Source organism: Archangium sp., from assembly GCF_057119385.1.
In genome coordinates this window covers 1-22,041 of record NZ_DBNGVP010000141.1, presented here as the reverse complement: position 1 = coordinate 22,041, position 22,041 = coordinate 1, and the positions used below count along the sequence as shown (strand labels likewise).

The following is a 22,041-nucleotide window of genomic DNA, read 5'->3' as shown; positions in this document are numbered from 1 at the left end:
TGGCAACCCCCAGGCACTTTCACGCTCCACTGGAGCTTCTGGCGACGCCGTCACCAAGCCATTGCCAAGCTCTGTCACTACCGCAAGCGCACCTCTCAGAGCAGGTAAATCACTCGCAACTGTAGTGTGAGCGGGTGACGTCCACCTTCTCATTCAGGTTCTGCTTGACGTGCAGATGGCTGTCCTTGTGCACCAGCTCCATGCGGTTGGACTTCATGACGACATCCACATTCCCATCGCCATCAATGCCTCCCACCAGGAGCATCATGTCCCCGCCGATGTGCTCCTGGCTGTGGCGGTGTACCTTCAAGTTCTTGTCCCGATAGACCATTTCATTCTGATCACCGGCCTTTCCGTTCTCGCCTTCGCATCCAATGGTCTGGTGACGGTCGTGGAGGATGTTCTCGAACGAGTCATTCTTCACATGCACGTCCATATTGCGCTCGGCGTGCATGAAGATCTGCTCCTGGCTCTTCTTGTCCTCGTAGCGCAGCTCGTTGTACCCCTCCTTGCCCAGCGAGGAGTTGGACTTGATGGTGCTCTTGGTCTTGTGCGCTGGCAGCTCGTAGGGCACGAGGTTGTTGCCATTGTAGACACGGCCGATGATGAGGGGCCGGTCCGGGTCACCTTCGATGAAGTCGACGATGACCTCCTGGCCGATGCGAGGGATGAACATGGCGCCCCATCCCTCACCGGCCCAGAGCTGACTCACCCGTACCCAGCATGAGCTGTGTTCATCCAGCGTTCCCTGCCGGTCCCAATGGAACTGCACTTTGACCCGGCCCCACTTGTCTACGTAGATCTCCTCTCCCTTGGGTCCCACCACCACCGCGGTTTGCACTCCCCTGACATGGGGCCTCGGAGTCACCCGGGCCGGCCGGTAGGGCACTTCCTCCGGGATGCAGGTGAAGGCGTTGGAGTAGCTGAACCCCCCTCCCTGGGACTCCTCGTCCAGCACCTGTGGCTGGCTGCCCTGATGGCTCACCCCGATGAGGAGATAACGGCCATTGTGGCTCCTCCGTGAGTGCTCGGTCAGGGAGAACAGCCGCCCTGGCAGAAATCGCTCACAGTCACTTCTGCCCTGCGCCAGACGCTTGCTGGCCTGGAGGGCCTCCAGCCGCACCCTGGCGATGGTACTGCCCTTGGCCAGCGTTCCCTGGGAGGGATCCTGATACTCCCCCGGGTAGTCGTACACCTCCAGGTCCGCATCGACCTTCGCTCCGTTGGCCGCCTGCATGTTCAACCCTGGCTTCTTGAAGTTGAAGTCACGCAGGGTGGCCTTGCCGGGGCGGACCTCCTCGGAGAAGCGGAAGTGGTTCACGTGGTCTTCCGTGACCACCATGCCCGCGTCCCGGCGGAAGGGCAGCGTGTCCACTCCGTCAATCGGTTTGAAGGCCGCCGCCCCATCCCCAATCACCAGGGTGTGCTTGTCCTGCTCATGCTCGAAGAAATAGAAGAGTCCATCCTCCTCCATCAAACGGCTGACGAAAGCCCAGTCGGACTCGCGGTACTGCACGCAGTAGTCGCGGGGCTCGTAGCTGCCCGTCAGGGTGAAGCGCACCTGGTCCGTTGGCACGGAGGCCGCTTCGAAGACCTTCTTGAGGATGGCCGGAGTGTCCATCGCCTGGAAGATCCGGCAGTCGAAGCGGTGCTTGAGCCTCCACACCAGGGGCACCACCGTGGCCCGGTAGATGGCGTAGCGAGGCATCTCGTTGATCTGCTCGAAGCGGCTGATGATGCCGTTGAGGAGCTTCGGGCGAAGGTCGCCCTGTAGCGTCAGCAGCGCCGGTTTGCCCACTGCGTCCGCGAAGTCGATCTCCTGATCCTCGCAGGCCAGCTCCACCTGGTACTCGAAGAGACTGGACAGTCCCTCGGCACCCGAGAAGCGCACGACGCGCAGGGGGACCGCGAGTCCCCCGACTTCGAATGTGAAGAGCGACGACTGCCCCAGTTCATGAACGAGTGCTCGAGCGACCATGGCTGCCTCCCGTGTCCTACGGCTTGGCCGGCGTGGCCTGCAGTACCGGAGTCTTCAGGGGGGTCGCGCCCGCCTGCAGCTCATGCTCCAGCAGCTTCACCCAGAGCGAGGGCTCCGTCCCAACCAGCCGATTGTTTTCCACCGTCAGCTTCCGCTCGGCTTGCGCACGCCGGTAGGGCATGGGCGGCAGCGAGGCGTAGTGGGGATCCATGTCATGCATCATCACCTGTTCGTCGATGATGATGCCCTCGGGGCCAAAGCGCAGGTTGGACGTCAGCTCCACCTTCCGTTGCAGGCCGCCAGGTAGATCGAGCAGTTGCTCCCGGCTGAGAGGAAACCACGTGGGGCCCAGGCACTGACCCTGCTTGCTCACCACGGACTCCGCGAAGAACCGGCCGTGGCGCAGCGGGAGGAGGCGGGCGAAGCGGCGGCACACCGGTGGTGACTCATTCGTGCACTGATCTCCCTCGGCGACCAGCACCTCCACGTCTCCGCTCCGCTTCAGTTGCAGCTTCGCGCCCTGGGGAAATGAGCGCAGGCTCCCGAGCGCCCGGACGATGAGCCCCTGATCCGTCCGCTCCACCAACCCCACGGGCCCGAGGGCCTCGCCATTGGCGAAACGCCGTGTGAGCACCCAGACAAGACGCAGATCCGAGCGCACGGTCTCCAGGATCAGATCGTCCTCGGTGAGCTGCTCCGTGGCCGGGAGGGGCTCCGGTTCCGGACCGGCTTCACGACAGGCATCCGCCACGGGCTCCTGCCACACGACGGGCGAGCCCGAGCAGTCCAGGGTGGGTTGGGGCGCCGTACGCTGCTCGGGGGAGTAGCCGTGCACCAGCAGTGCGAACCACTCCTCGGGTGAGAGGACGGGGCGCTTCTCGCGGGTGACTTCGTGGAAGCACAGCTCCGGCTTCTGCCGGGCCGCGCACCCCGCGGCGAGCAACAGCCAGCACAAACAGGGCGTCATGAAGGCAAGGCGCATGGGTGTTCTCCAGAGGCAGGGGTGCTCAAGGGGAGCCGGGCACGATCACCCGGTTCTGCAGGTTGGTGCCGAGCCAGGTGTCCCGTCCGAGCCGCGAGGGCTCGGTGTACGAGAGGTTGTAGGTGTGGTTGATGCTCTCGCTGAGGAAGAGCTCGAAGTCGTACTCGATGGGATCCCTCACGCAGAGCGCCACCACCTCGCGCGCCAGCGGGTAGAGATCTCCCTCTTGCAGCAGCCGGCGCCAGACATCGGGCGGGAGCGGGCCGATCTCGATCCTGAACCGCCCCATCCGGTCATACGCCTGGCCACCCAGCAGCGTGTTGCGCCCGAGCTGGTGGTACGCCTCGCCGAGCTGGAGACGCGCATCGATGTCCACCCACCGGCCCTGGAACTGGTGCACGGTGATGCGAGCACCCTCCAGCTCACCCTCCAGCACGTCCTGGAGCGCCAGCTGCAGCTTCTCCGCGGTGCGGATGTGGCTGGCCAGGATGGGAACGAGCCGCATCAGCCTCCAGACGGGCAGCTTCCCGGACCAGGGCTTCTCGAAGGTGTCGAAGCCGGCCAGGGTCAGCAGGCGGCGCGACCAGTCGTCGTCGCAGGTGGAGGTCAGCTCGCTGGTGACGCGGTAGCGGGACTCGAGCCGGTACAGCAGTGACAGCAGCCGGTGATGGAACAGATCCAGCATCTCGCGCCGCACCGGCCGATCCGGATCCTCCTGGGCCACGGCCTCGGACACGTACATGGGCAGCGGGCTGACGGAGCCGGTGAGCCCGAGGAAGGTGGTGACCACCTCGAAGAGCGGGCGCCGTGCCTTGGGCTCGTCCTCCTGGGCGGGCACCTGCCGCAGTGCCACGTCGCTGACGTCCCCCGAGGAGAAGCCCAGGGCAGGATCATGCCGGAAGCGGATCCGCTCCTGGCTCACCGGGCCCAGCTCGCCCACGCGTGCCGCGCCATGGGTGAGCCGCTCCAGGTACGCCACCAGCGGGAAGAACCCGAGCCGGTTGGCCAGGGGACGCAGGGCATCGTCCGCCTCTACAAAATCATCTGGGTTCCGTTCCGGGGCAGCCACGAGTACTCCATCTGCGAGGGTTGAAGCCGGAGCGCCAGCTCGTTGAACGCGTTGAGGGTGACGTTGGACGCGAGCAGCTCGTCGAGGACGCAGCCGAAGAGGAATGTGTCTCCGGCGCCCATGAAGCTCGTCTCGTCGAGCTCCACGGTGGTGCGGTTGCCGCGTATCGGCACGCCCTCGAGGAACCGGGTGCCGGGGCGCACCTCCACCGCGCGTATGGCATTGATGCGCAGCCGGTTGGCCCGCCCCGTCAGGTCATCCGCGAGGGCGTGGAAGTTGTAGAGCTCCAGCAGGCAGCGCAGCACGGAGGCGTCCGCGAGCGAGCGCTGGTTGATGGCCAGGTGCGAGAGCAGCCGCCAGTGCAGCTCGGTGCCCAGGGGCGCCCGGGCCGGACGGCTGACCGGGGTGATGTTCTTGAAGCGCGCGAACGAGGGCGAGGTGAAGGTCGACAGGCAGACATCGCCCACCTGCAGCCGGCCCGGCAGTGAGCGGTTGGTGCAGGTCAGCTCGACCGACAGGGTCTCCTTGGAGAGGGAGGGCACCACGTCCCGTGCTGTCTCCAACGCCAGGAAGGTGTCGATGCCATCGTCGATGGGGGAGGGGGCCCGGCGCAGCCGGTAGAAGGCCGGCTCCGCGTCCTCGCCCGAGGCGTGCTCGAAGCCGAAGAAGGGCCGGTAGAGGCGCCGCTCGTTGCGCCCGGCCTGCAGGCCCGTGACGCGGTCCACCGTGTACACCTCCGAGTGCCGCGGATCCTTCTCGGCGGCGCGCAACAGGTGCTCGCGATCCATCGTGTGGTGGCGCAGCGGGTGGGCCGAGGCGGAGAAGAGGTTGATGGCGGGCGTGCAGTGGAGCCGGAACATGTCCCGCGTGATGCTGGCCTCCAGGGGCGGGGGCCGCTCGAGGTGGAAGGCCAGCTCGAACCGGTCCTCCACCACGTCGGCGGCCTCCTCCAGTTGTCCCACCTCGAAGAAGAGGAACTTCTCCGGCAGGGTGAGGTACTCCTGGAGCTGCCGGTAGCCCTCGGAGACGCGGGGCCAGGGCAGCATCCTGAGCTTCCGGTCGAAGCCGACGGGACGGATGACCTCTGGCGGCAGCAGGATGCCGGGACCGGTGCCGGAGCGCACCTGCACCTTGCGGCAGTAGCGCAGCAGCCACAGGAGGATGAGGGAGCTGGTGGCCAGCTCGGAGTGGATGAACAGCCGCAGGCCACCGGGTTGGAAGACCTCGGCGCGGCCCTGCTCCTGCGTCTGGAAGAAGAGGCGCAGCACCGGATGGGTGGTGGAGGACTTGTCCAGGTGGGCGCCCTCGAGCGTCAGGGGAAGCAGCTCCACGTCCGACGTCGTGCGGAAGATGCAGGAGGTGTCGTCGATGGGCTGGGCCGCGACCTCCACGCCGGCGGGCACATGCGCGCGTCCCCGCAGGGCCTTCTGCTGGGGCGTGAACTCGAGGATGGTGCAGGCGGGGATCGGCCGCAGGTAGTGCGGCAGGAGCAGATCCGACAGGACGTGCACCATCTCCGGGATGTCGTCCTCCACCCGCTCCCGGATGCGCGCCGTCAGGAAGGCGAAACCTTCCAACAGCCGTTCCACATCCGGGTCCGCTCCGCGCTCCACCAGCAGACCCGCGGTGGCGGGATTGGCCAGGCCGAACGTCCGGCCCATCTCCCTCAGGTAGGTCAGCTCACTCAGATAGTACTTGCTGAACATGTGCGAGCCTCGCGCTTCACCACAGCTCCACCCTGCCTCCGGCCCCCAGACGCGTCCGGAAATACAGGACGCGGCTGGAGCCCTTCGTGGCGAGCTGTGCGGTGATTTCGAACTTCAGGGCCGAAGGATCTCCAGCCTGCGGCGTGTGGATGACCACCACGTTTCTCAAGCGTGGCTCGTACTCCTGGATGGCGGCCTGGATGGAGGCCTGCATTCTCTGGATGGCCGAGGGATACGTGTGGACGACATCGTTGAAATCCAGGATGCCGTAGCCAGGTGAGGAGACGGATTCACCCTTCCGGGTGTTGAGCAGAACCCGGAGGTGCCGGGTGATGGCCTCGACTGGATCCTCCCGCCGGGAGGGGTGCATGTCGCCGCTTTCCAGACGAGAGAGGAGCCCGTGTGTGGACATGGTCGTTGATCTCCAGGGGCTCATTCCCTATCGAGCTTGCCCACCAGTGACAGGGTGAAAGACGCGCCCATGTATTTGAAATGCGGCCGGACCCGGAGATTGCAGCGGTACCAGCCGGGCTGTCCCTCCACGTTCTCCACCGTCACCCGTGCGCTGCGCAGCGGCCGGCGCGCGCGCACCGTGGGAGCGGGATCCTCCATGTCCGTCACGTAGTCGCTCAGCCACTGGTTGAGCTCGCGCTCCAGGTCCGAGCGCTCCTTCCAACTTCCAATCTGCTCACGCTGTAGCACTTTGATGTAGTGCGCCAGGCGGCACATGATGAACATGTAGGGGAGCTGCGTGCCCAACCGATAGTTGGTCTCCGCCTCGCGGCCCTCGGGGGTGTCGCCGAAGAGCTTGGGGCGTTGGGCGGAGTTGGCCGAGAAGAACGCCGCGTTGTCCGTGGACTTGCGGAACACCAGCCCGATGAAACCCTCCTGGCTCAGCTCGTACTCACGGTGCTCGGTGAGCAAGATTTCGGTGGGAACCCTGGCCTGGAGCTCACCGAGGGCCTCGTACTTGTGGAGCGTGAGGTTCTCCACGGCGCCGCCGGACTCCGGGCCGATGATGTTGGGGCACCAGCGGTATCGGGCGAACGAGTCCGCCACGCGGGTGGCCAGTGCGACGGAGGCGGGCCCCCACAGATAACGCTCATGATGGCCGACCACGTCTTCGCTGTAGTTGAAGGCGCGCACGGGCAGGGTTGTCTCTCCGTAGGGGCGGCGCAGCAGGAATCGCGGCAGGCACAGGCCCACGTAGCGCGCGTCCTCGCTGTTGCGGAACGACTGCCAGCGCACGTACCGGGGCCCCTCGAAGAGTGACTTCAAATCCTTCAGGGCGGGCAGCTCGAGGAAGCTCTGCCCACCGAAGAATTCCGGGCTGGCATTGCAGAGGAAGGGGACGTGCGCCATGGCCGCCACCGCCGAGCACTTGCGCAGCAATTCCATGTCCTGGGGGCCGGGGCCGAAGTCGAACCAGCTGCAAACCACCCCGTAGGGCTTGCCACCGAAGGCTCCATACTCATTGGAGTAGACCAGCCGGTACAGTCCGCTCTTCACCACCTCGGGCGTGTCCTGGAAGTCCTCGAGCAGGGCTTCCTTGGAGACGTTGAGCACCTCCACCCGGATGTTCTCGCGGAAGTCCACCCGGTCGATGAGGAACTTCAGCGAGCGCCAGGTGGACTCCAGCCTTTGGAAGCCCGGGTGGTGGAGGATCTCGTCGAGTTGCTCACTCAGACGTTGATCGATCTCCGCGACCAGCGCATCCACCAATTCCTTGTCCACCCGCTCTTCAGCCCGGTGGCCCACCAGCATCTCGGTGAGGAATGCCTGGGCTCCACGGAGGGTGACGTCATAGCCCTCCTCTCCGGGCCCGAGCCGGGCCTCCGCCAGGAGGTCGCCGAGCAGGGCGGAAGCGGATTCCGCCCCTACCGCCAGGCTGTTGCCCTTCAGGCTGTTCTTCTCGGTGCTCATGGCATCGTCAGAGGAGTGGGAGAGCGGAGGCCGGCTGGAATGCGGAGGGGGCGGGGAGCGATCGGTCATGAGAGGGCGTGGAGCAGCGCCTCCAGGGGCGTGGTGGGCGAGTCGATGTGGCGCCGCTGTGTCTCGGACAGGGAGCGCCTTGCGTGCTCGATGGCCGCGGCGCGAGTGGTGCGCAATGGCCAGAGGTGGGATCCATCCCAGCCAGGGCGGGCGAGGTGGAGGAAGAGCTCGGGGGCGGTGGTGCCCAGGCACAGCAGGAGGCGGGGCTCCGCGCCATCGGACCAGGCGAAGGCGGGAGGCGTGGACGTCCAGCGCAGCAACTTCGCCGCCAGCTCCAGCCACACCGCGGGACCGAGCCCGTTGACCAGGGGGCATTCCAGGATGATGTGGGCCGGGGTGTCCTGCCGGTGGCGCTCTCCCGTGCACGCCACGCGGAAGGTGTGCAGGGCGTAGTAGGTGCTGTCGAGCGCCTCCTCGGGGTGGCTCAGGGGGGCCAGGAGATCCACGCCTCTCCGTCCCGCGAGCAGCTCCTGGAGTTGCCGGTCCGCGCTGACGAAGTCCTCCATGTCAGGGGGTGGCAGGATTCCCACCTGGCGTGTGAGCTCTGGAAGGTCCATCGACGCGGAGGCCCGCAGGAGCTCGGACGAGGCCAACAGAAACGGGCGGAGCGCCAGGGGGAGCAGGGAGAGGCGGAGCGCCAGGGCGGAGGCCGCCAGCTCGGTGAACACCGCCAGCGGGAAGGCTCGTCCCACGCCATCCACGCTCGGTGAGAAGACCCCCGCCAGCACGTTTCGCTCCCCGGGCACGGTGAACAGGAAGGACGCAGTCCCCGAGGGAAGCCCGCACCGGGCGGCGCGAGCTGCCTCCACCCCCGCGGACAGCCAGTGCAGGAATTGGTGCGCCAGCGGGCTGGAGGCCTGGATGCGGAGGAAGTCGGCCTGGCAGGGCGCCTTTCCCACCATCCCGAGTCTTGGCGTGGCGGACACACTCATTCAGGGCTCCGTGCCGGTGCTGACCGCTTGGGGGCAGTTCTTGCCATTCCGGGCGATGCCGAGGGGAGGCAGGAGATGGGGATCCCGGAAGAGCTGCATCAGCCTGGCGGTGTTGTTTCCGGAGGTGCCAAAGAACGGATTCGCCAGACGCTCGGGGCGGATGTCGATGGAGACCAACGCGCCACGCAATTCCTTCACCTCCCACGTCGCGGTGAAGAAACGTCCATCCGGGCTGGGCTCGATGCTCTTGACCCGTTCCAACAGCCGGAACAGACCCCATTCTCCCTTGCCGTGGAGCTTCGACTCATTGCCCTGTGAATCCACCACTTCGATGGTGGCGCCGAGCTCTCCCGCCTGTCCCGGCCAGATCATCCGATGCCAGATGTTGTCGGGACCGTTGCGGTAGGGGACCTCGGTTCCGTCCATGATGAACTTGATGGAGGCGATGTCCGAGGGGGAGGAATCCGGAGAGGTGCCGGCCCGGATGCGAATCTGGAAGCGGACGAGTGGATCCATCTCGTCGCTCGGAAACAGCGCCGTGGCCAGGGTGTTCACCCGCTCCGCATGGAGCAGCAGTTCATCCTTGTACATCGCGTGTGAGCCGGGAGTGCCGAACTGCAGCCGCCGCCCGTTGGGAACGACATCCTCCGTGAGCTGGGTCTTGAGGAAGCGCCTCACCGCGCCGTTGGAGGGACGGATGTATTCGGCGAGCTCGGCCAGGGGCACATCCATCAGGGAGCTCTTGTTGAACGGGTAGCGGCTGGCCATCAGGTTCATGAAGGGCTGCGCCACCTCCTCGCACCACAGCAGGCTCTTCTTCTCGGCCACATCGCGGAAGATGATGTCCCGCACGTCGCGCAAGGGAGGGAGGAGCAGCTTGCTGAGCACGGCCTGCCCACCTTCCTGCGAGGCGATGAGTCTCTCGACATCGTTCCGGGTGGACTTGATCTTCTCGATGAGGAGCCCGGACTCACCTGGCTTGTCACGGACCTCGAGAATGGTGGTGAGCACCAGCTTGAGCCGCTCCTGGTAGAAGTCGAGCTGAGACATGCACTCCTCCTCATCCTCCGAGCAGGAGCCCCGGGCCGCGGCGAGCCTGACCAGCGGGGAGAAGTGCCGCGCCACGTCCCGCGCGGTCACTTCCCGATCCCCCAAGGACGTCGTGGGATCGATCAGTGCCGCGAGGGGGGGAGGCGGTGGTTTCTTGTCCTTGCCTTCTACCTTCTTGGCCTCGATGGCCTCGAGGGGTTTGGAGATCCAATCCTTGAGCGTGGTCTCCGCGGGCTCGTCGGGTGCCTGGAGTTGTGCGTTGTGCGCGAGCGTCTGGAAGAGCCGGCCATAGGGGGCCGGTTTGCCGCGGGTGAGGCTCGTGAGCAGCCGCTCGGTCTGGTCGATGTCACCGGGTGCCTCGACCTGGATGGAGAGCAGGAAGTCAGACCATTCCTGGATGTACTGCTGGTAGTAGCGCGTCCGCAGCTCGGCGCGCAGGGCCTCCTCGTCCTGACGGGAGTCGCGGTTGAGCACCCAGCGCTGGGTGTCCTGGAAGGCGGAGTCCAGCCGCAGCCGGATCTTGTCCTCCCAGGCCCGGCGGGTGTAAGCGCCACGGACCTTGCGGCCGGCCTTCATCTCGGGGACCGCGCCCACCATGTCCCCCAAGGACAGGGCCGGAAACTCGCCCTCGGTCTCGGAGACGAGCTGCTCGAGCTGCAGGGTCGCCAGCGGCACGCGATTGAGCGCCCGGCGGGCGTAGCGCACGATCCGCTCGTCCCTCTTGAAGCCCATGGCCTGCGGATCCGCGGCCAGCATGGCGATGTATGTCTCCGCGTGCCGGGTGACGGCCTGCTCCAGGCTTATCTCCCAGTCCTTGCCCTTGACGTCCGTCCAATGCGACACCATCTGCCGGACGATCCAGGACTGGTGCTCTTCGTCCAGCGCGGGCTCGCGCGTGCTGCGCGGCCAGGTGATGAGCAGGTAGAGCTTCAGGTCATTGAAGTGGCGCCCGTAGGAGTCGGAGCTGGGCTTCCACTCCGGGCGATCCTGGTTCTCCGCGAACTGCTCCAGCGCCTGCCGGATGCGGCCATGCTGGCGTCCGAGCAGGATGCCCTTGAGCTGGTTGTTATAGAAGGACTGGGCCAGCGGGTAGAGCTTGTCCCCCTGGTACATGCCCATGCGCATCCAGAAGGGGGGAGAGCCGGCGCGGTGCTGGTGCAGCATCGCGAGCTGTTGCTGGAGGGGACTGAGCTCCTGGACGCGGCTGATGTCGTCGTTGATCTCCAGCTTCACCGTGGTGATGCTGTCCCGCACGGTGCGCAGCATCTCCAGGTTCTTCACGTAGGAAATGGCGGGGAGGACCAGCACCAGGGCCGCGGAGGCCAGGCAGGCCGCTGCCAGGGTGTAGCGCTGCTTGCGCAGGCGGATCTCCTCCATGGAGCTGCGCACCGCGAGCTTCTGGTCCTGGAACATCACCTTGTTGAAGACTTCCCAGAGGAAGAAGCTCCGGCCCTCGGTGGACTCGGCCGCCCCGCGGCTGGAGCCGAAGACCTCGGCCGCCCCGCCCTGTGCCGGGCGCTCGGCCGGGCGGGTGTCCTGGGTTCCGCTGGTGAAGTACACCCCACGCATCACGGGCGTGTCCTGGAAGACATTCTCCAGGAAGAGCGGCTGAACGAACTCCGCCAGGTTCCTCCGGAGCGCGTCGAAGCGGTGGGGGAACTGGTGGATGCGTTCGCGCGCTTCCAACCGGCGCTCCTGCCCGAGGCGCCGCACGGCCCGCTGCTCGAGTACGGACGTGAGCTCGTCGAAGCGTTTGAGCAGGAACTCCGAGGGCGCCTCCTCCTGCGACTCCAGAGGCACGGTGAAGCCCCAGATCTGCCCCCGCTCGGAGCGCGGCAGGTCCGCGAACATCTCCATGAAGCCGGTGAGCAGGTCGCTTTTGGTGATCATCACATAGATGGGCACCACGACCTTGAGGCGGGCCGTCACTTCATCCACGCGCTCGCGGATGCGTTGGCCCAGCTCGCCGGCCGCCTGGGGATCCTCGGTCATCAGGTCATTCACGCTCACCGTGATGACGAGGCCGTTGATGGGGCGATGGGGACGGTAGCGGCAGAGGATGTCCAGGAAGGCGAACCACTCGTTCCGGTCCTCCTCGCCCGTGGTGTAGCGGCCAGCGGTGTCCAGGAAGACGGCGTCGTTGGTGAGCCACCAGTCACAATTGCGAGTACCGCCCACGCCGCGGACGCCACCGGCTCCGCGATTGGAGAGGTAGGGGAACTTCAACCCCGAGTTGCGCAAGGCCGTGCTCTTGCCGGTGCCAGGCGGGCCGATCATCAGGTACCAGGGCAGCACCGCGAGCGCATCCCGGCCACCGCGGGCGAGCTTGGACGTCTTCAGCGCGGACATCGCCCGGGAGAACTCGGACTTCATGGCCTGGATCTCCGGCTGCAGATCCGGCCGCACCGTCCGGGCCTGCTCCTCGGCCTGAGCGGTGATGTCCTCCTCCAGTTTCGCCGCCGCCGCCCTGCGGGCACGCCGCCGGCGGATGAGGGCCCGGACCCCCAGGAAGAGCACAGCCAGGCCCGTGGCGGTGATGCCAATCCAAGGCGTCAGCTTCAGCGCGATGACGGCGGCCCAGAGCAGGGCCAACACCATCGCGGTCAGGATGGGGACAATCACGGAACCTCCCTGGCGATGGAGTTCAGGTGGAGCTCGATCTGGTGGAGCATCTGGGATGCGCTGCGATCCAGCATCAGCAACAGGCCGCTGTAGACGAGCAGCGCCAGGACCATGGCTCCCATGGAGATGACCAAGACGGAGGCACGCCGCTTCGCCGCCGTCAGCCGCTCGGAGGGCCGCTCCCCGTGGGGCGAGAGGACGTCGAAGTCGAAGGGGCTGGCGCGCTCCAGATCCTTCTTCACGCCGTCGATGAGCGTGAGCAGCTCCAGCTCTCCGCCGCGGATACGGTAGCGCCCCTGGAAGCCGAACAGCAGACAGGTGTAGTAGACGCGCAGCACCTCGGTCCGGTGCGGATCCTTCCGGATGGCGCTGAGCCGGTCGAAGAAGCCGTCACCCGCCATGTTCTCGTCGAAATAGCGGAGCTGCAGCAGGTTGCTCATCCAGAACTGCCGGTAGTCCTCTGGCTTGCCCAGAATCACCTCGTCGATGAGTCCCACCAGGGCGTAGGTGATGTCCTGCGCATCCTGGTGGCTGAAGCCGAGCGAGGTGGCGCGGCGCAGCACCTCGTCCACCACGCCACGCAGGCGGTGGTTGAGAATCTCGGGCGGCGGCACCGCGGCCGCCTCCGCGTTGCGGAGCTGGATGATGACGTCGAAGCAGTCCTTCGTGGTCTCGTTGACGCGATCCATGGTTCCCCCGGGGCCAAGGCGGAGACGGGCTCAACGGCCAAGCGTTGGCACGGCGAGCAGCTCGAGGCTGGTGTGGCTGACGTCGAAGGGGTGGGGCAGGTGGAGCACCAGGTTCCGCTCGCGCATCACGTTCTTCCAATGGGCGTCCTGGGTGGAGACGGCGAAGTAGGACGTGCCCGGCTGGAGGGGGATTTCCGGTGGAGGCCGGTGGGTGACCTTGATGGACACCCCTTGTGAGGTGGCGTGGACCACGTTCCGGATCTCCGAGCCGCAGGCCAGCTTGATGAGCTTGGGGAGCTGCTCGGACACCACCTGCTCCGGCAGCTCACTGCGTACGGTGAGGAAGAACTGGCCGCAGCGCTCCAACCGCTCGTCCGAGAGGTTGCCGCGGAAGAGCCGGTCCGCACCCAGCTCGAGGGGCACGGTGAGGCACTGCTCGAGGGCCACGGCACGCAGCAGCTCGTTCATGCGCCGGAACAGCTCCTCGAAGGTGGCGCGCAGGTTGGTGTACTGGAAGGTGGGCAGGGTGGACGGGTCCGCCTCCGGAGAGAAGGAGCAGAGCTGGCCCGCGCACTGGCTGAGCGCCAGGTAGAGCTGCTGGGGTTGCAGGTTGCCCGCCTCCAGCACGTGCATGAGCAAGGGGATGATGCCGTTGAGGGCGTTGAGCTCCAGGAAGAGCGTGACGTCCGAGGCGGTGAACTCGAGGACGGACTCGTCGCGATGCCGGCGCCGCGAGGAGAGCGTTCGCTGTTTGGCAATCATCAACCGAAGCAACAGCCTCAGCTCGTTGAGGAGATAGGGAGACGCGTCGACGCGCAGGCACGGCGGGACGTAGTTGTCCACCAGCACCAGGTTGCCGGACTTGTCGCGGGCGAGCTCGGCGATCTTGATGGCGGCGAAGTCGTCACGTGGCTCGGAATCGAAGAGCAGCCGCACGTTGCGCTGAGCGAAATAGACCGGGACGACCGCGGTGGCCGCATTCAGGTCGCTGATGGGGCGGCTCTTGGGCGTGAAGCGGGGGCTGGCACCCGCCCGGCCTCCAGGGCCGTAGCTCTGCACCCCATGACGCTCCAAGGGGATGCCCAGGTACAGGTCCAGCGTGTGCTCCGAGTCCTGGAAGTAGCCTTCCACCGGACGTGCGGGCGGCGCCTCTTCCTGTCCGCGCGAGAAGGCCACGGGGAGCCCGTCCGGGAGCACCCCGGAAAAGCGCAGCAACTGCACGGTGCCCGAGCGCAGCGCCTCCATGTCGAACTCCATGGAGGCCACGCCCCAGATGTGGGGGAACATCAATCCCAGCCGGGCCTCCAGCAGGGCCTCGTGGTACAGGTCCTGCTGCTGCAGGTGGTGGGGATTCATGAACATCCCCTCCGACCAGACGACACGCTGTGGGAATCTCATGCCTTGCTCCCGTCGTGTGGCGGCCGCGGGCCGCGCTGTGGCTGCAATGGAGTGGAGGCTTCCACCTGGGGCTCATCGCGCAGGAGGTCGACCTGGTAGCCCTGGAGCTTGATGAGGAATTGCGCGTCCATGGGGCGGGGGCCGTGTTCGCCGCCCTCTGGCTCTTCCCGGCACAGGGGTTTGGGGACGGGCTGAAGCTTCACCACCGTGCGCCACGCGGAGCCCAGCGGCTGCCGGAAGTGCCCCATGGCCACGACGAACCGGGTCTTGGGATCCCTCGGAATCCAACGCTCCACGTGCTGATCGGGCGCGAGGGTGAGCTCGGTCACGTGGAGCAGGTCATCCTCCAGGAACTTCTCCGGACCGTTCCAGAGCTTCTGGAAGGTGGCGTTCTCCAGCCGGGTGCTGTCCTTGAGCTGGAGGATCTGCACCACCGTCGTCATGGAGCGCCCTCGGGGATCCGGGTTGACGCGCTCCGAGGTCTCGATGCGTACGTGGAAGGGCGGGGGCGTGTCACAGGGCTCGAGCTTCACCGCCGTGCAGGCCGTGCAGGCCAGGAAGAGGGCAATGCAGGAGACTTCAAGTCTGTCATGACCGCCACGGGCAGGGGCTGCTCCTCCAGGTGAGGCACCTGAATGGATTCGAGGCATGACACTCCCGGTTGCGCTGCGTCTTCCCGCCTCCCCCACTCCTGGCACACGCGCGCGGCTCTACTCATGCGAGGGACACGCCTCCGCTTCCGTCGGGAATCAGGGGAAGACGGGTTGTGTGTCCTGCATGGATGGAATTCATTGACATGCAGTGGATTGGGAGAGCAAGCAGGTGCAGGGCATTTGTTCTGCATCCGCCTGAATTTTTCGTGGAAGTGTGTGCCGCCGATCAGGTGCATGGGCTGAAAGTCAGAACGCTCACAATCAAGAAGGGGGGCCGCGCGAGTTGACGGGTCTTCGTCTTGATGGGGACGTGGAAAAACCTGTACCAGCCATATGAGGGGTTCCCCGCCAGGCTCGAGGCTTCGCTCCGCTTCGATTGACACCTCATCGAGAAGGGCCTGGAGAACAGAGATGGGCGCGAGCCCAGGTCAATCAAAGCTGGGGCATGCATGAGACGTTGTGGGCCCGTGATGGGCATATGGCTGGCGGGGCTTCTTCTGTCCGGGAGCGCGGCGCTCGCGGGCGAGCCGAGGGCGTTCCCGGCATTCGAGCTGGAGCGGTTGGATTTGAATGCGGGAGCCGCGGGCTCGTTGCTGGTGGGAACGGGGGAGCTGTTGCCGGAGGGCGAGTTGCGGCTGTCGTCAACGGGGCATTACCAGCACCAGCCGTTGGTGTTCGCCCGCGGTGGCGAGCGGTTGGAGATCGTCGGCAACCGGGTGACCACCCATCTGGCAGCCGCATGGGCGCCGTTTCGCTGGTTCGAGTTGGGAGCGCAGGTGCCCTTGGTGGCGTTCCAGCGAGGTGACGACCTGCGCGCCGAGGGCATCGCACCGCGGGATGGGCAAGGACTGGGCACGCCCCTGCTCGGTGCTCGCGTGGCGCTGCTGTCCCAGTTGGATGGAAGGCCCCTGGACTTGGCGCTGGGGTTGGGCGTGGGTCTGCCACTGGGGAGCGCCTCGCTCCTCGCGCGTGACGAGGGGGTGAGCTACGTCCCTCGGGTGATGGTGGGCCGGCGTTTCGGTTGGTTTCGCGTGGCGCTGGATGCGCAGATGATGGCGCGGCCCTTGCTCGAGACCTCGGTCAACGCGGTCTATACGCAGGCCCCCATCGGAAACGAGCTGCGCTTTGGGGCCGCGGTGGCCACGGTGGGCCGGCGGCTGCGGTGGGAACTGGACGTGCGGGGAAGTGTCCCGCTGGTGAACCAGCCGAACTCGGTGGAGCTGCTGCTCGGGACCCGATACCTGATGAACCCGTCGATGGAGGTGTTCGCCATGGGAGGGCTGGGCGTGGGCCCGGCTCCGGGAACGCCTTTGTTCCGCGTGATGGTGGGGACGGCCTTTGGCGGCGTCACGCCCTCCAGGTTGCAAGGGGAGTCGTCCGTCAACTGTGCACCGGACCTGCCGCATAAGTACGAGGAATGTCCGGACATGGACGAGGACGGGGATGGGGTGCGCAACGCGTCGGATCTGTGCCCGCAGGTGTCGGGCTCGCTGGATCGCAATGGATGCCCGTGGCGGGACACGGACAACGACGGCATCGAGGATTCTCTGGACACGTGCCCCGGAGAGCCGGGTGAAGCCGAGTGGAAGGGCTGTCCGATGCCGGATGACGACAAGGATGGCGTGGCGGATGAGAAGGATCGCTGTCCGGAGCAACCAGGCCTGAAGGATCACGAAGGGTGCCCGAAGCCGGATGCCGACAAGGACGGGGTGGAGGATGACGTAGACGACTGTCCAAAGCTGGCGGGACCGGAGGAGCGTAAGGGCTGCCCGGAGACTGATACGGACAAGGATGGAGTGGCCAACCGTCTGGATAGCTGTCCCAACGTGGCGGGCCTGCAGGAGAACTACGGGTGCCCGAAGCACGAGATGCCGCTCATCATCCTCAGCCGTACGCGGGTGGAGCTGGCGTCGAGAATCTTCTTCGAGCCTGGACACTCACTGCTGAGAGGCCGCTCGGACGCGATGCTGGTGTTGTTGGCGAAGGTGATCAACGAGCACCCGGAGTTCCCACTCATCGTCGTGGGAGCGCATACGGACGACCGGGGGAGCCGCGAGTCCAAGCTGCGGTTGTCGCAGGCCCGGGCGGAAGCGGTGCGGCGCTTCCTCATCGAGAACGGCGTGGCACCGGAGCGGGTGGCGGCGAAGGGCTATGGCGATGAGCGGCCGATCGACAGCAATGCCACCGCCTTTGGCCGGGAGAACAACCGGCGGGTGGAAATTGAAATCGTCTGGCCCGAGTAGGGTTGGCACGGCGCTGTTGGAGGATGAACCGATGAAGACATGGTTCCAGGTGGCGCTGTTGGCCGTGGGGCTGTCCTCTGCCACCGCTCTGGCCGAGCCTGACACCTATTATGGAGTGGCCGAAGAGCCAGCAGTCGATTTCGCGCTTGAACCCAACAAGGCGTACGTCCTGAGCCCAGCCGATAAGTCGACGGTGAGCAATGATGGCGGGCCAAGGATCGAGATTTGTGTGACGAACGCGTCTGGAGGCTGCTCGTCGGGACCCTACAACTATGAGGTGTTCATCAACGGCGTCATGTTCCCGTCTGGAACCTCTTCAACTTCCCCTTGGCTCTACGCCCCCTCTCCTGTCCTCGGGGATGGCACTTATGAAGTGTACGTCAGGGCGACAGCACTCCCCACTGGAACAGGTACTCCGCCGAGTTATACTTCCAGTACCATCAGCTTCACTGTCGATGCCACGGCTCCTGGAATTGACATAGGAGACCCGAAGCCACCACCTGTAACACTCGATACGAATGCTACCTTCTCGTTTTCGTCCACTGACATGGAGGCGAGATTCGAGTGTGCTCTGGATTCACCAGGGACAGGCAAGGACCCGGTCTTCTCGGATTGCGATAGCCCCAAGCGCTACAATGGTCTTGGTTTTGGCATTTACACCTTCTTCGTAAAAGCCATTGATCTTGTAGGCAATGAGTCGGCTCCAGCCACGTACACCTGGGAGGTGGTGCCTCTGGATACAACCATCATTTTGGCTCCACCTTCATCCACGAGTTCCACGACTGCCACATTCACTTTCTCTGGAGGAGCAAGATACGAGTGCGAGTTGGATGCGCCAGGGACAGACAAGGATCAGCCCTTCGCTACCTGCACCAGCCCGAAGCACTATAGTGGCCTTGGCGACGGCACCTACATCTTCTCCGTGAGGGCTATTGACGCATGGGGCCGTGTGGACTCTTCTCCAGCCACCCGCACGTGGACGGTGGATACGGTGCCACCAGGGGATATGGTCATCACATCCGCCCCAGCCGTGAATACCAATCTCACAAATGCGACATTCGAGTTTTCCGCGGTAGACGCCGTGAGCTATGAGTGTGCGCTGGGTGCACCAGAGACATCCGGAGAGCCACCCTTCTCCTCATGCGCCAGCCCGAAAAGTTATACCCGCCTTGGTAATGGCATCTACTCCTTCTTCGTTCGTGCCGTGGACGCCGCGCAGAACAGAGGCAATGCCACCAGATATGACTGGAACATCGATACGACTCCTCCGGTGACGCGCGTTCTGCTCCCCGCGGACGGGGACATGGTGAGCACGCCGACCCCCACCATTGTCGGAACGGTCGATGATCCCTTAAGCACCGTGCAGGTCTTCATGGATGGTGCATTGATTGGCGCGGTGACCGCAAATATGGAGGGTCAATGGTCATTGCTGACCTCGACTGGGTTGAGCAATGGTTTCCACTCCGTATCCGCGAAGGCGACCAATCCGGCGGGTCTCCTGGGCTCCCCGTCTGCTTCCAACGTCTTCACTGTGGATACGGTGCCTCCAGAGACCGAAATCATCAGTGCACCACCGAAGAGCAGCAACTCGCGTCTCGCCGCATTCGAGTTCGGGTCTCCCAGTGGTGCTACGGATTTCGATTGTCGGCTCGATGACGCCCGCTCCTTCGCTGCGTGTGGGCCGACACCTGTCTTCACAAAGCTCTCGGACGGCGAGCACACGTTGCAGGTACGTGCCAGGGACAGTGCTGGCAACGTGGACCCCTCTCCCGCGATCTACCAATGGACCGTGATCATCCGTCCGCCCCCCTCCCCAGACGTCGTGGAACCTGCTGATGGAGCCACCGTGAGTACGGGGACTCCCGCCATCTCCGGGAAGGCCGTGCCCAAGAGCACCGTGACCATCTACATCGATGGAAGGAAGAGCGGTGTCGCGCTGGCGGACGAGTCGGGAAACTGGACCTTCAGGCCGCCCGTCCCGCTGGAGGTTGGCGAGCACAGACTGACCACGGAGGCCACGGATGAGGCAGGTAACACCAGCGAGCGGCACTCCGACGAGCGCGTTTTCACCATCCTCGTCGGACAAGCGCAATCCATCGGCGGGGGCTTGAGCTGTGCTTCCTCGGGAGCGCAGCCCGCATCGGCGGGGTTGTTCCTGGCCATGGGGCTCTGGCTGACCCGATTCCGGCGCAGGTTCGTCGTGACTCAAGAGCTTCGGGGAAATCGCTCCAGGATGTCCGGCTTCTAGGCTCTCAGCGATTTGTTCACGTGACGGGAGGGCATGGTGTGCCGCCCTTCCGGGTCCTCGCGTAGAGTCGGAGCGCCGCCGGCCGGACATGCACAGGGGGGTCGTCCTCGGGGAGTGAGGGCATTCCGGCCGGAGTCCTGGACACCGACTCATGCCGCAGGCTTCCTCTCCAGACTTCCGCTCCTCGCTCGCCCGCGCGACCCTGCTCAGCATGGGGGCCCGCGTCGCGCTGGTCATCGTCCTGACCACGCTCGTCAGCTACCTGCACATCCTGCGCTCCACGCGCACGGAGAACTTCCTCCGGCTCGTGCACTACGTCTCCGAGCGCAGCCAGCGCGAGCAGTCCGTCTTCGTCCTGGCCGAGCACAACCATGCGCTCCTCGTGAAGGCCCTGGAGGAGCGCATCCTCGCCTGGCGTCAGGAGGATCCCGCGCCCCGCTTCAACAGCCTGTTCACCCGGCTGGAGGATGGTTCCATCCGCAACCGGCCCCAGGGGTTCGATGGGACGCGGATGCCGGGCGTCTTCGTGCGCCGGGGGGTGACGGTGGACGCGGACTTCCAACGCCGGCTGCTGGCCGCCCATGACGTGGTGGCCCAGTACGGGCCCGCGTTGCGCGCGAGCTTCACCGACACCTACGTCATCCTGCCCGAGGGCGCCGAGGTCGTGTTCTGGCCGGAGGATCCGGACGGGTGCCAGAAGCTTCCGGCCGATTTCCCGCTCGTCACCAGCGAGTTCTTCACGCTCAGCCAGCCCGGGAACAACCCGCGGCGGGAGACGGCCTGGACGGGCATCTTCGAGGACGTGCCGTCGAAGCGGTGGATGGTCTCGGGCGTCACCCCGCTGGACATGGAGGGCCGCCATGTCGCGACCGTGGGCCACGACGTGCTGCTCGACGAGCTGATGGCCCGCACCGCCCATGATTCGCTCCCGGGTGCGTACAACCTCATCTTCCGCGACGACGGCCAGATCATCGTCCACCCCGAGCTGAAGCGGGAGAGTGGCGCGGCCGTCTCCAACGTCCTGGACGCGGGGTGGGCCGATGACCACCTGCGCACCATCTTCGAGCGGGTCCGTGGCCGCCAGCCCGGGCAGACGTTGCTGAAGCTGCCGGAGTTCAACGAGTACATCGCGGTGGCGAGGCTGGCGGGGCCCGGCTGGAACTTCGTCACGGTGCTGCCCGGGCGCGAGGTGTCCTCGGCGGCCTTCCACGCGGCGCGCTATGTGCCGCTCTTCGGCGTGGTGTCGCTGCTGGTGGAGCTGGTCATCATGTCCCTGGTGTTGCGGCGGAAGATCACCCGTCCGTTGCTGGCCTTCACCCGGGCGGCCACGCAGGTGGAGGCCGGGGACTTCCGCGTCGAGCTGGACACCTCCCGCGACGACGAGCTGGGGCAACTGGCCCAGGCCTTCCAGCGGATGGCCCACGAGGTCCACCGGCGCGAGGAGGCCCTGCGCCACGCCAACGAGTGGTTGGAGCATCGCGTGGAGGAGCGCACGCGGGAGCTGAAGGACGTCCACCAGCGGCTGGTGGACACGGCGCGGCGCGCGGGCATGGCGGAGGTGGCCACCCACGTGCTGCACAACGTGGGTAACGTGCTCAACAGCGTCACCACCTCGGCGCACGTGGCCCGGGAGCGGCTGGACGGGTTGCGGATCGAGCAGGTGGGCCGGGTGGTGGGGCTGCTCGAGGAGAACCAACCCCAGCTGGCCCGCTTCCTCACCCAGGACGAGCGCGGGAGGAACGTCGTGCCCTTCCTGCGCAAGTTGAGCCTGCACCTGCTCGACGAGCAACAGGTGCTGCGCGAGTTGCTCGAGGATGTCAGCCGGTACACCGACCACATCGCCACCATCGTCCGGATGCAGCAGCGCCATGCCCGGAGCCCCCAGATGCAGGAGTCCGTCTCCCTGGCGGAGCTGCTGGAAGAGGCGTTGCGCATCAGCTCGACGGGGCTCTCCCTCGAGGAGGTCCAGGTGGAGTGGCGCCTGGCGGCCCTGCCTCCGGTGATGACCGACCGGCACAAGGTGCTGATGATCCTGGTCAACCTGCTCGGCAACGCCAGCAAGGCCATGGAGATGCTGCCCGTGGAGCAGCGGCGGCTGGGCGTGACGCTGGAGGGTCCCACGGACGGCGTCGTGCGCATCGAGGTCCGTGACAATGGCGTGGGCATGTCGCCGGAGTTGCTCACCCGCATCTTCCATTACGGCTTCACCACCCGCGAGGACGGGCATGGCTTTGGCCTGCACTCCAGCGCCCTGGCGGCCCAGGAGCTGGGGGGCACGCTGAGGGCCCACAGCGACGGCACGGGGAAGGGGGCCACCTTCGCGCTGGAGCTGCCCTTCGGCCCGGCGGGGACGCCCTAGTGGACTGTCCGACAAGTTTTTCAACATAGTCGAGACCACAGGGTAGGTTGGGTGGAGGAAGAGACCGGATAAGTTGGGTGGATGAGGAGACGACCGCCGCATCTCCTCCACCTTTCGCCT

At 65.8% G+C, this 22,041-nt stretch carries 14 protein-coding genes; 3 read left to right on the top strand and 11 right to left on the bottom strand.

Features of this window, described 5'->3' with window-relative positions:
• Positions 1–109 precede the first annotated feature (109 nt).
• The 11 genes from AC16DP_RS34100 to tssJ all read right to left on the bottom strand — a co-directional run bounded on the left by AC16DP_RS34100 (position 110) and on the right by tssJ (position 14,987).
• Positions 110–1,978 (bottom strand): type VI secretion system Vgr family protein, encoded by a 1,869-nt coding sequence (locus tag AC16DP_RS34100; RefSeq protein ID WP_329731607.1) that lies wholly within the window; start codon positions 1,976–1,978, stop codon positions 110–112.
• A gap of 16 nt (positions 1,979–1,994) precedes the next feature.
• Complete coding sequence (locus AC16DP_RS34095) at positions 1,995–2,960, bottom strand: hypothetical protein (protein ID WP_329731606.1); 966 nt, start codon at positions 2,958–2,960, stop codon at positions 1,995–1,997.
• 25 nt (positions 2,961–2,985) lie between these two features.
• Positions 2,986–4,029, bottom strand: coding sequence for a type VI secretion system baseplate subunit TssG (gene tssG / locus AC16DP_RS34090; protein WP_329731605.1), 1,044 nt, complete (start codon positions 4,027–4,029; stop codon positions 2,986–2,988).
• Complete coding sequence (gene tssF, locus AC16DP_RS34085) at positions 3,993–5,735, bottom strand: type VI secretion system baseplate subunit TssF (RefSeq protein ID WP_329731604.1); 1,743 nt, start codon at positions 5,733–5,735, stop codon at positions 3,993–3,995. The genes tssG and tssF overlap by 37 nt, the downstream gene beginning before the upstream one ends.
• Before the next feature lie 16 nt (positions 5,736–5,751).
• Positions 5,752–6,147, bottom strand: coding sequence for a type VI secretion system baseplate subunit TssE (gene tssE, locus AC16DP_RS34080; RefSeq protein ID WP_329731603.1), 396 nt, complete (start codon positions 6,145–6,147; stop codon positions 5,752–5,754).
• 20 nt (positions 6,148–6,167) lie between these two features.
• Positions 6,168–7,658, bottom strand: coding sequence for a type VI secretion system contractile sheath large subunit (gene tssC, locus AC16DP_RS34075; RefSeq protein WP_329731602.1), 1,491 nt, complete (start codon positions 7,656–7,658; stop codon positions 6,168–6,170).
• 65 nt (positions 7,659–7,723) lie between these two features.
• Complete coding sequence (gene tagF, locus AC16DP_RS34070) at positions 7,724–8,659, bottom strand: type VI secretion system-associated protein TagF (protein WP_329731601.1); 936 nt, start codon at positions 8,657–8,659, stop codon at positions 7,724–7,726.
• Positions 8,660–12,331: a type VI secretion system membrane subunit TssM gene (gene tssM, locus AC16DP_RS34065; RefSeq protein WP_329731600.1), complete on the bottom strand. Its 3,672-nt coding sequence runs from the start codon at positions 12,329–12,331 to the stop codon at positions 8,660–8,662.
• Positions 12,328–13,020 carry a DotU family type IV/VI secretion system protein gene (locus AC16DP_RS34060; RefSeq protein ID WP_329731599.1) on the bottom strand — a complete coding sequence of 231 codons (693 nt, stop codon included), beginning with the start codon at positions 13,018–13,020 and terminating at the stop codon, positions 12,328–12,330. Before AC16DP_RS34060 ends, tssM begins: the two co-directional genes overlap by 4 nt.
• A 30-nt stretch (positions 13,021–13,050) precedes the next feature.
• Positions 13,051–14,418, bottom strand: coding sequence for a type VI secretion system baseplate subunit TssK (tssK, locus tag AC16DP_RS34055; protein WP_329731598.1), 1,368 nt, complete (start codon positions 14,416–14,418; stop codon positions 13,051–13,053).
• Positions 14,415–14,987 carry a type VI secretion system lipoprotein TssJ gene (gene tssJ / locus AC16DP_RS34050; protein WP_414640770.1) on the bottom strand — a complete coding sequence of 191 codons (573 nt, stop codon included), beginning with the start codon at positions 14,985–14,987 and terminating at the stop codon, positions 14,415–14,417. The genes tssK and tssJ overlap by 4 nt, the downstream gene beginning before the upstream one ends.
• Positions 14,988–15,541: 554 nt before the next feature.
• Between tssJ and AC16DP_RS34045 the strand changes: the two genes are divergently transcribed.
• The 3 genes from AC16DP_RS34045 to AC16DP_RS34035 all read left to right on the top strand — a co-directional run bounded on the left by AC16DP_RS34045 (position 15,542) and on the right by AC16DP_RS34035 (position 21,921).
• On the top strand, positions 15,542–17,314 hold the full coding sequence (locus AC16DP_RS34045; RefSeq protein ID WP_329731608.1) for an OmpA family protein: 1,773 nt from the start codon (positions 15,542–15,544) through the stop codon (positions 17,312–17,314).
• 31 nt (positions 17,315–17,345) lie between these two features.
• Entirely contained in the window at positions 17,346–19,562 is a 2,217-nt protein-coding gene (locus AC16DP_RS34040) for an Ig-like domain-containing protein (RefSeq protein ID WP_329731596.1), read from the top strand.
• Positions 19,563–19,713: 151 nt separating this feature from the next.
• A complete protein-coding gene (locus AC16DP_RS34035; RefSeq protein ID WP_329731595.1) occupies positions 19,714–21,921 on the top strand; it encodes an ATP-binding protein in 2,208 nt (735 codons plus the stop codon).
• Positions 21,922–22,041: the final 120 nt, after the last annotated feature.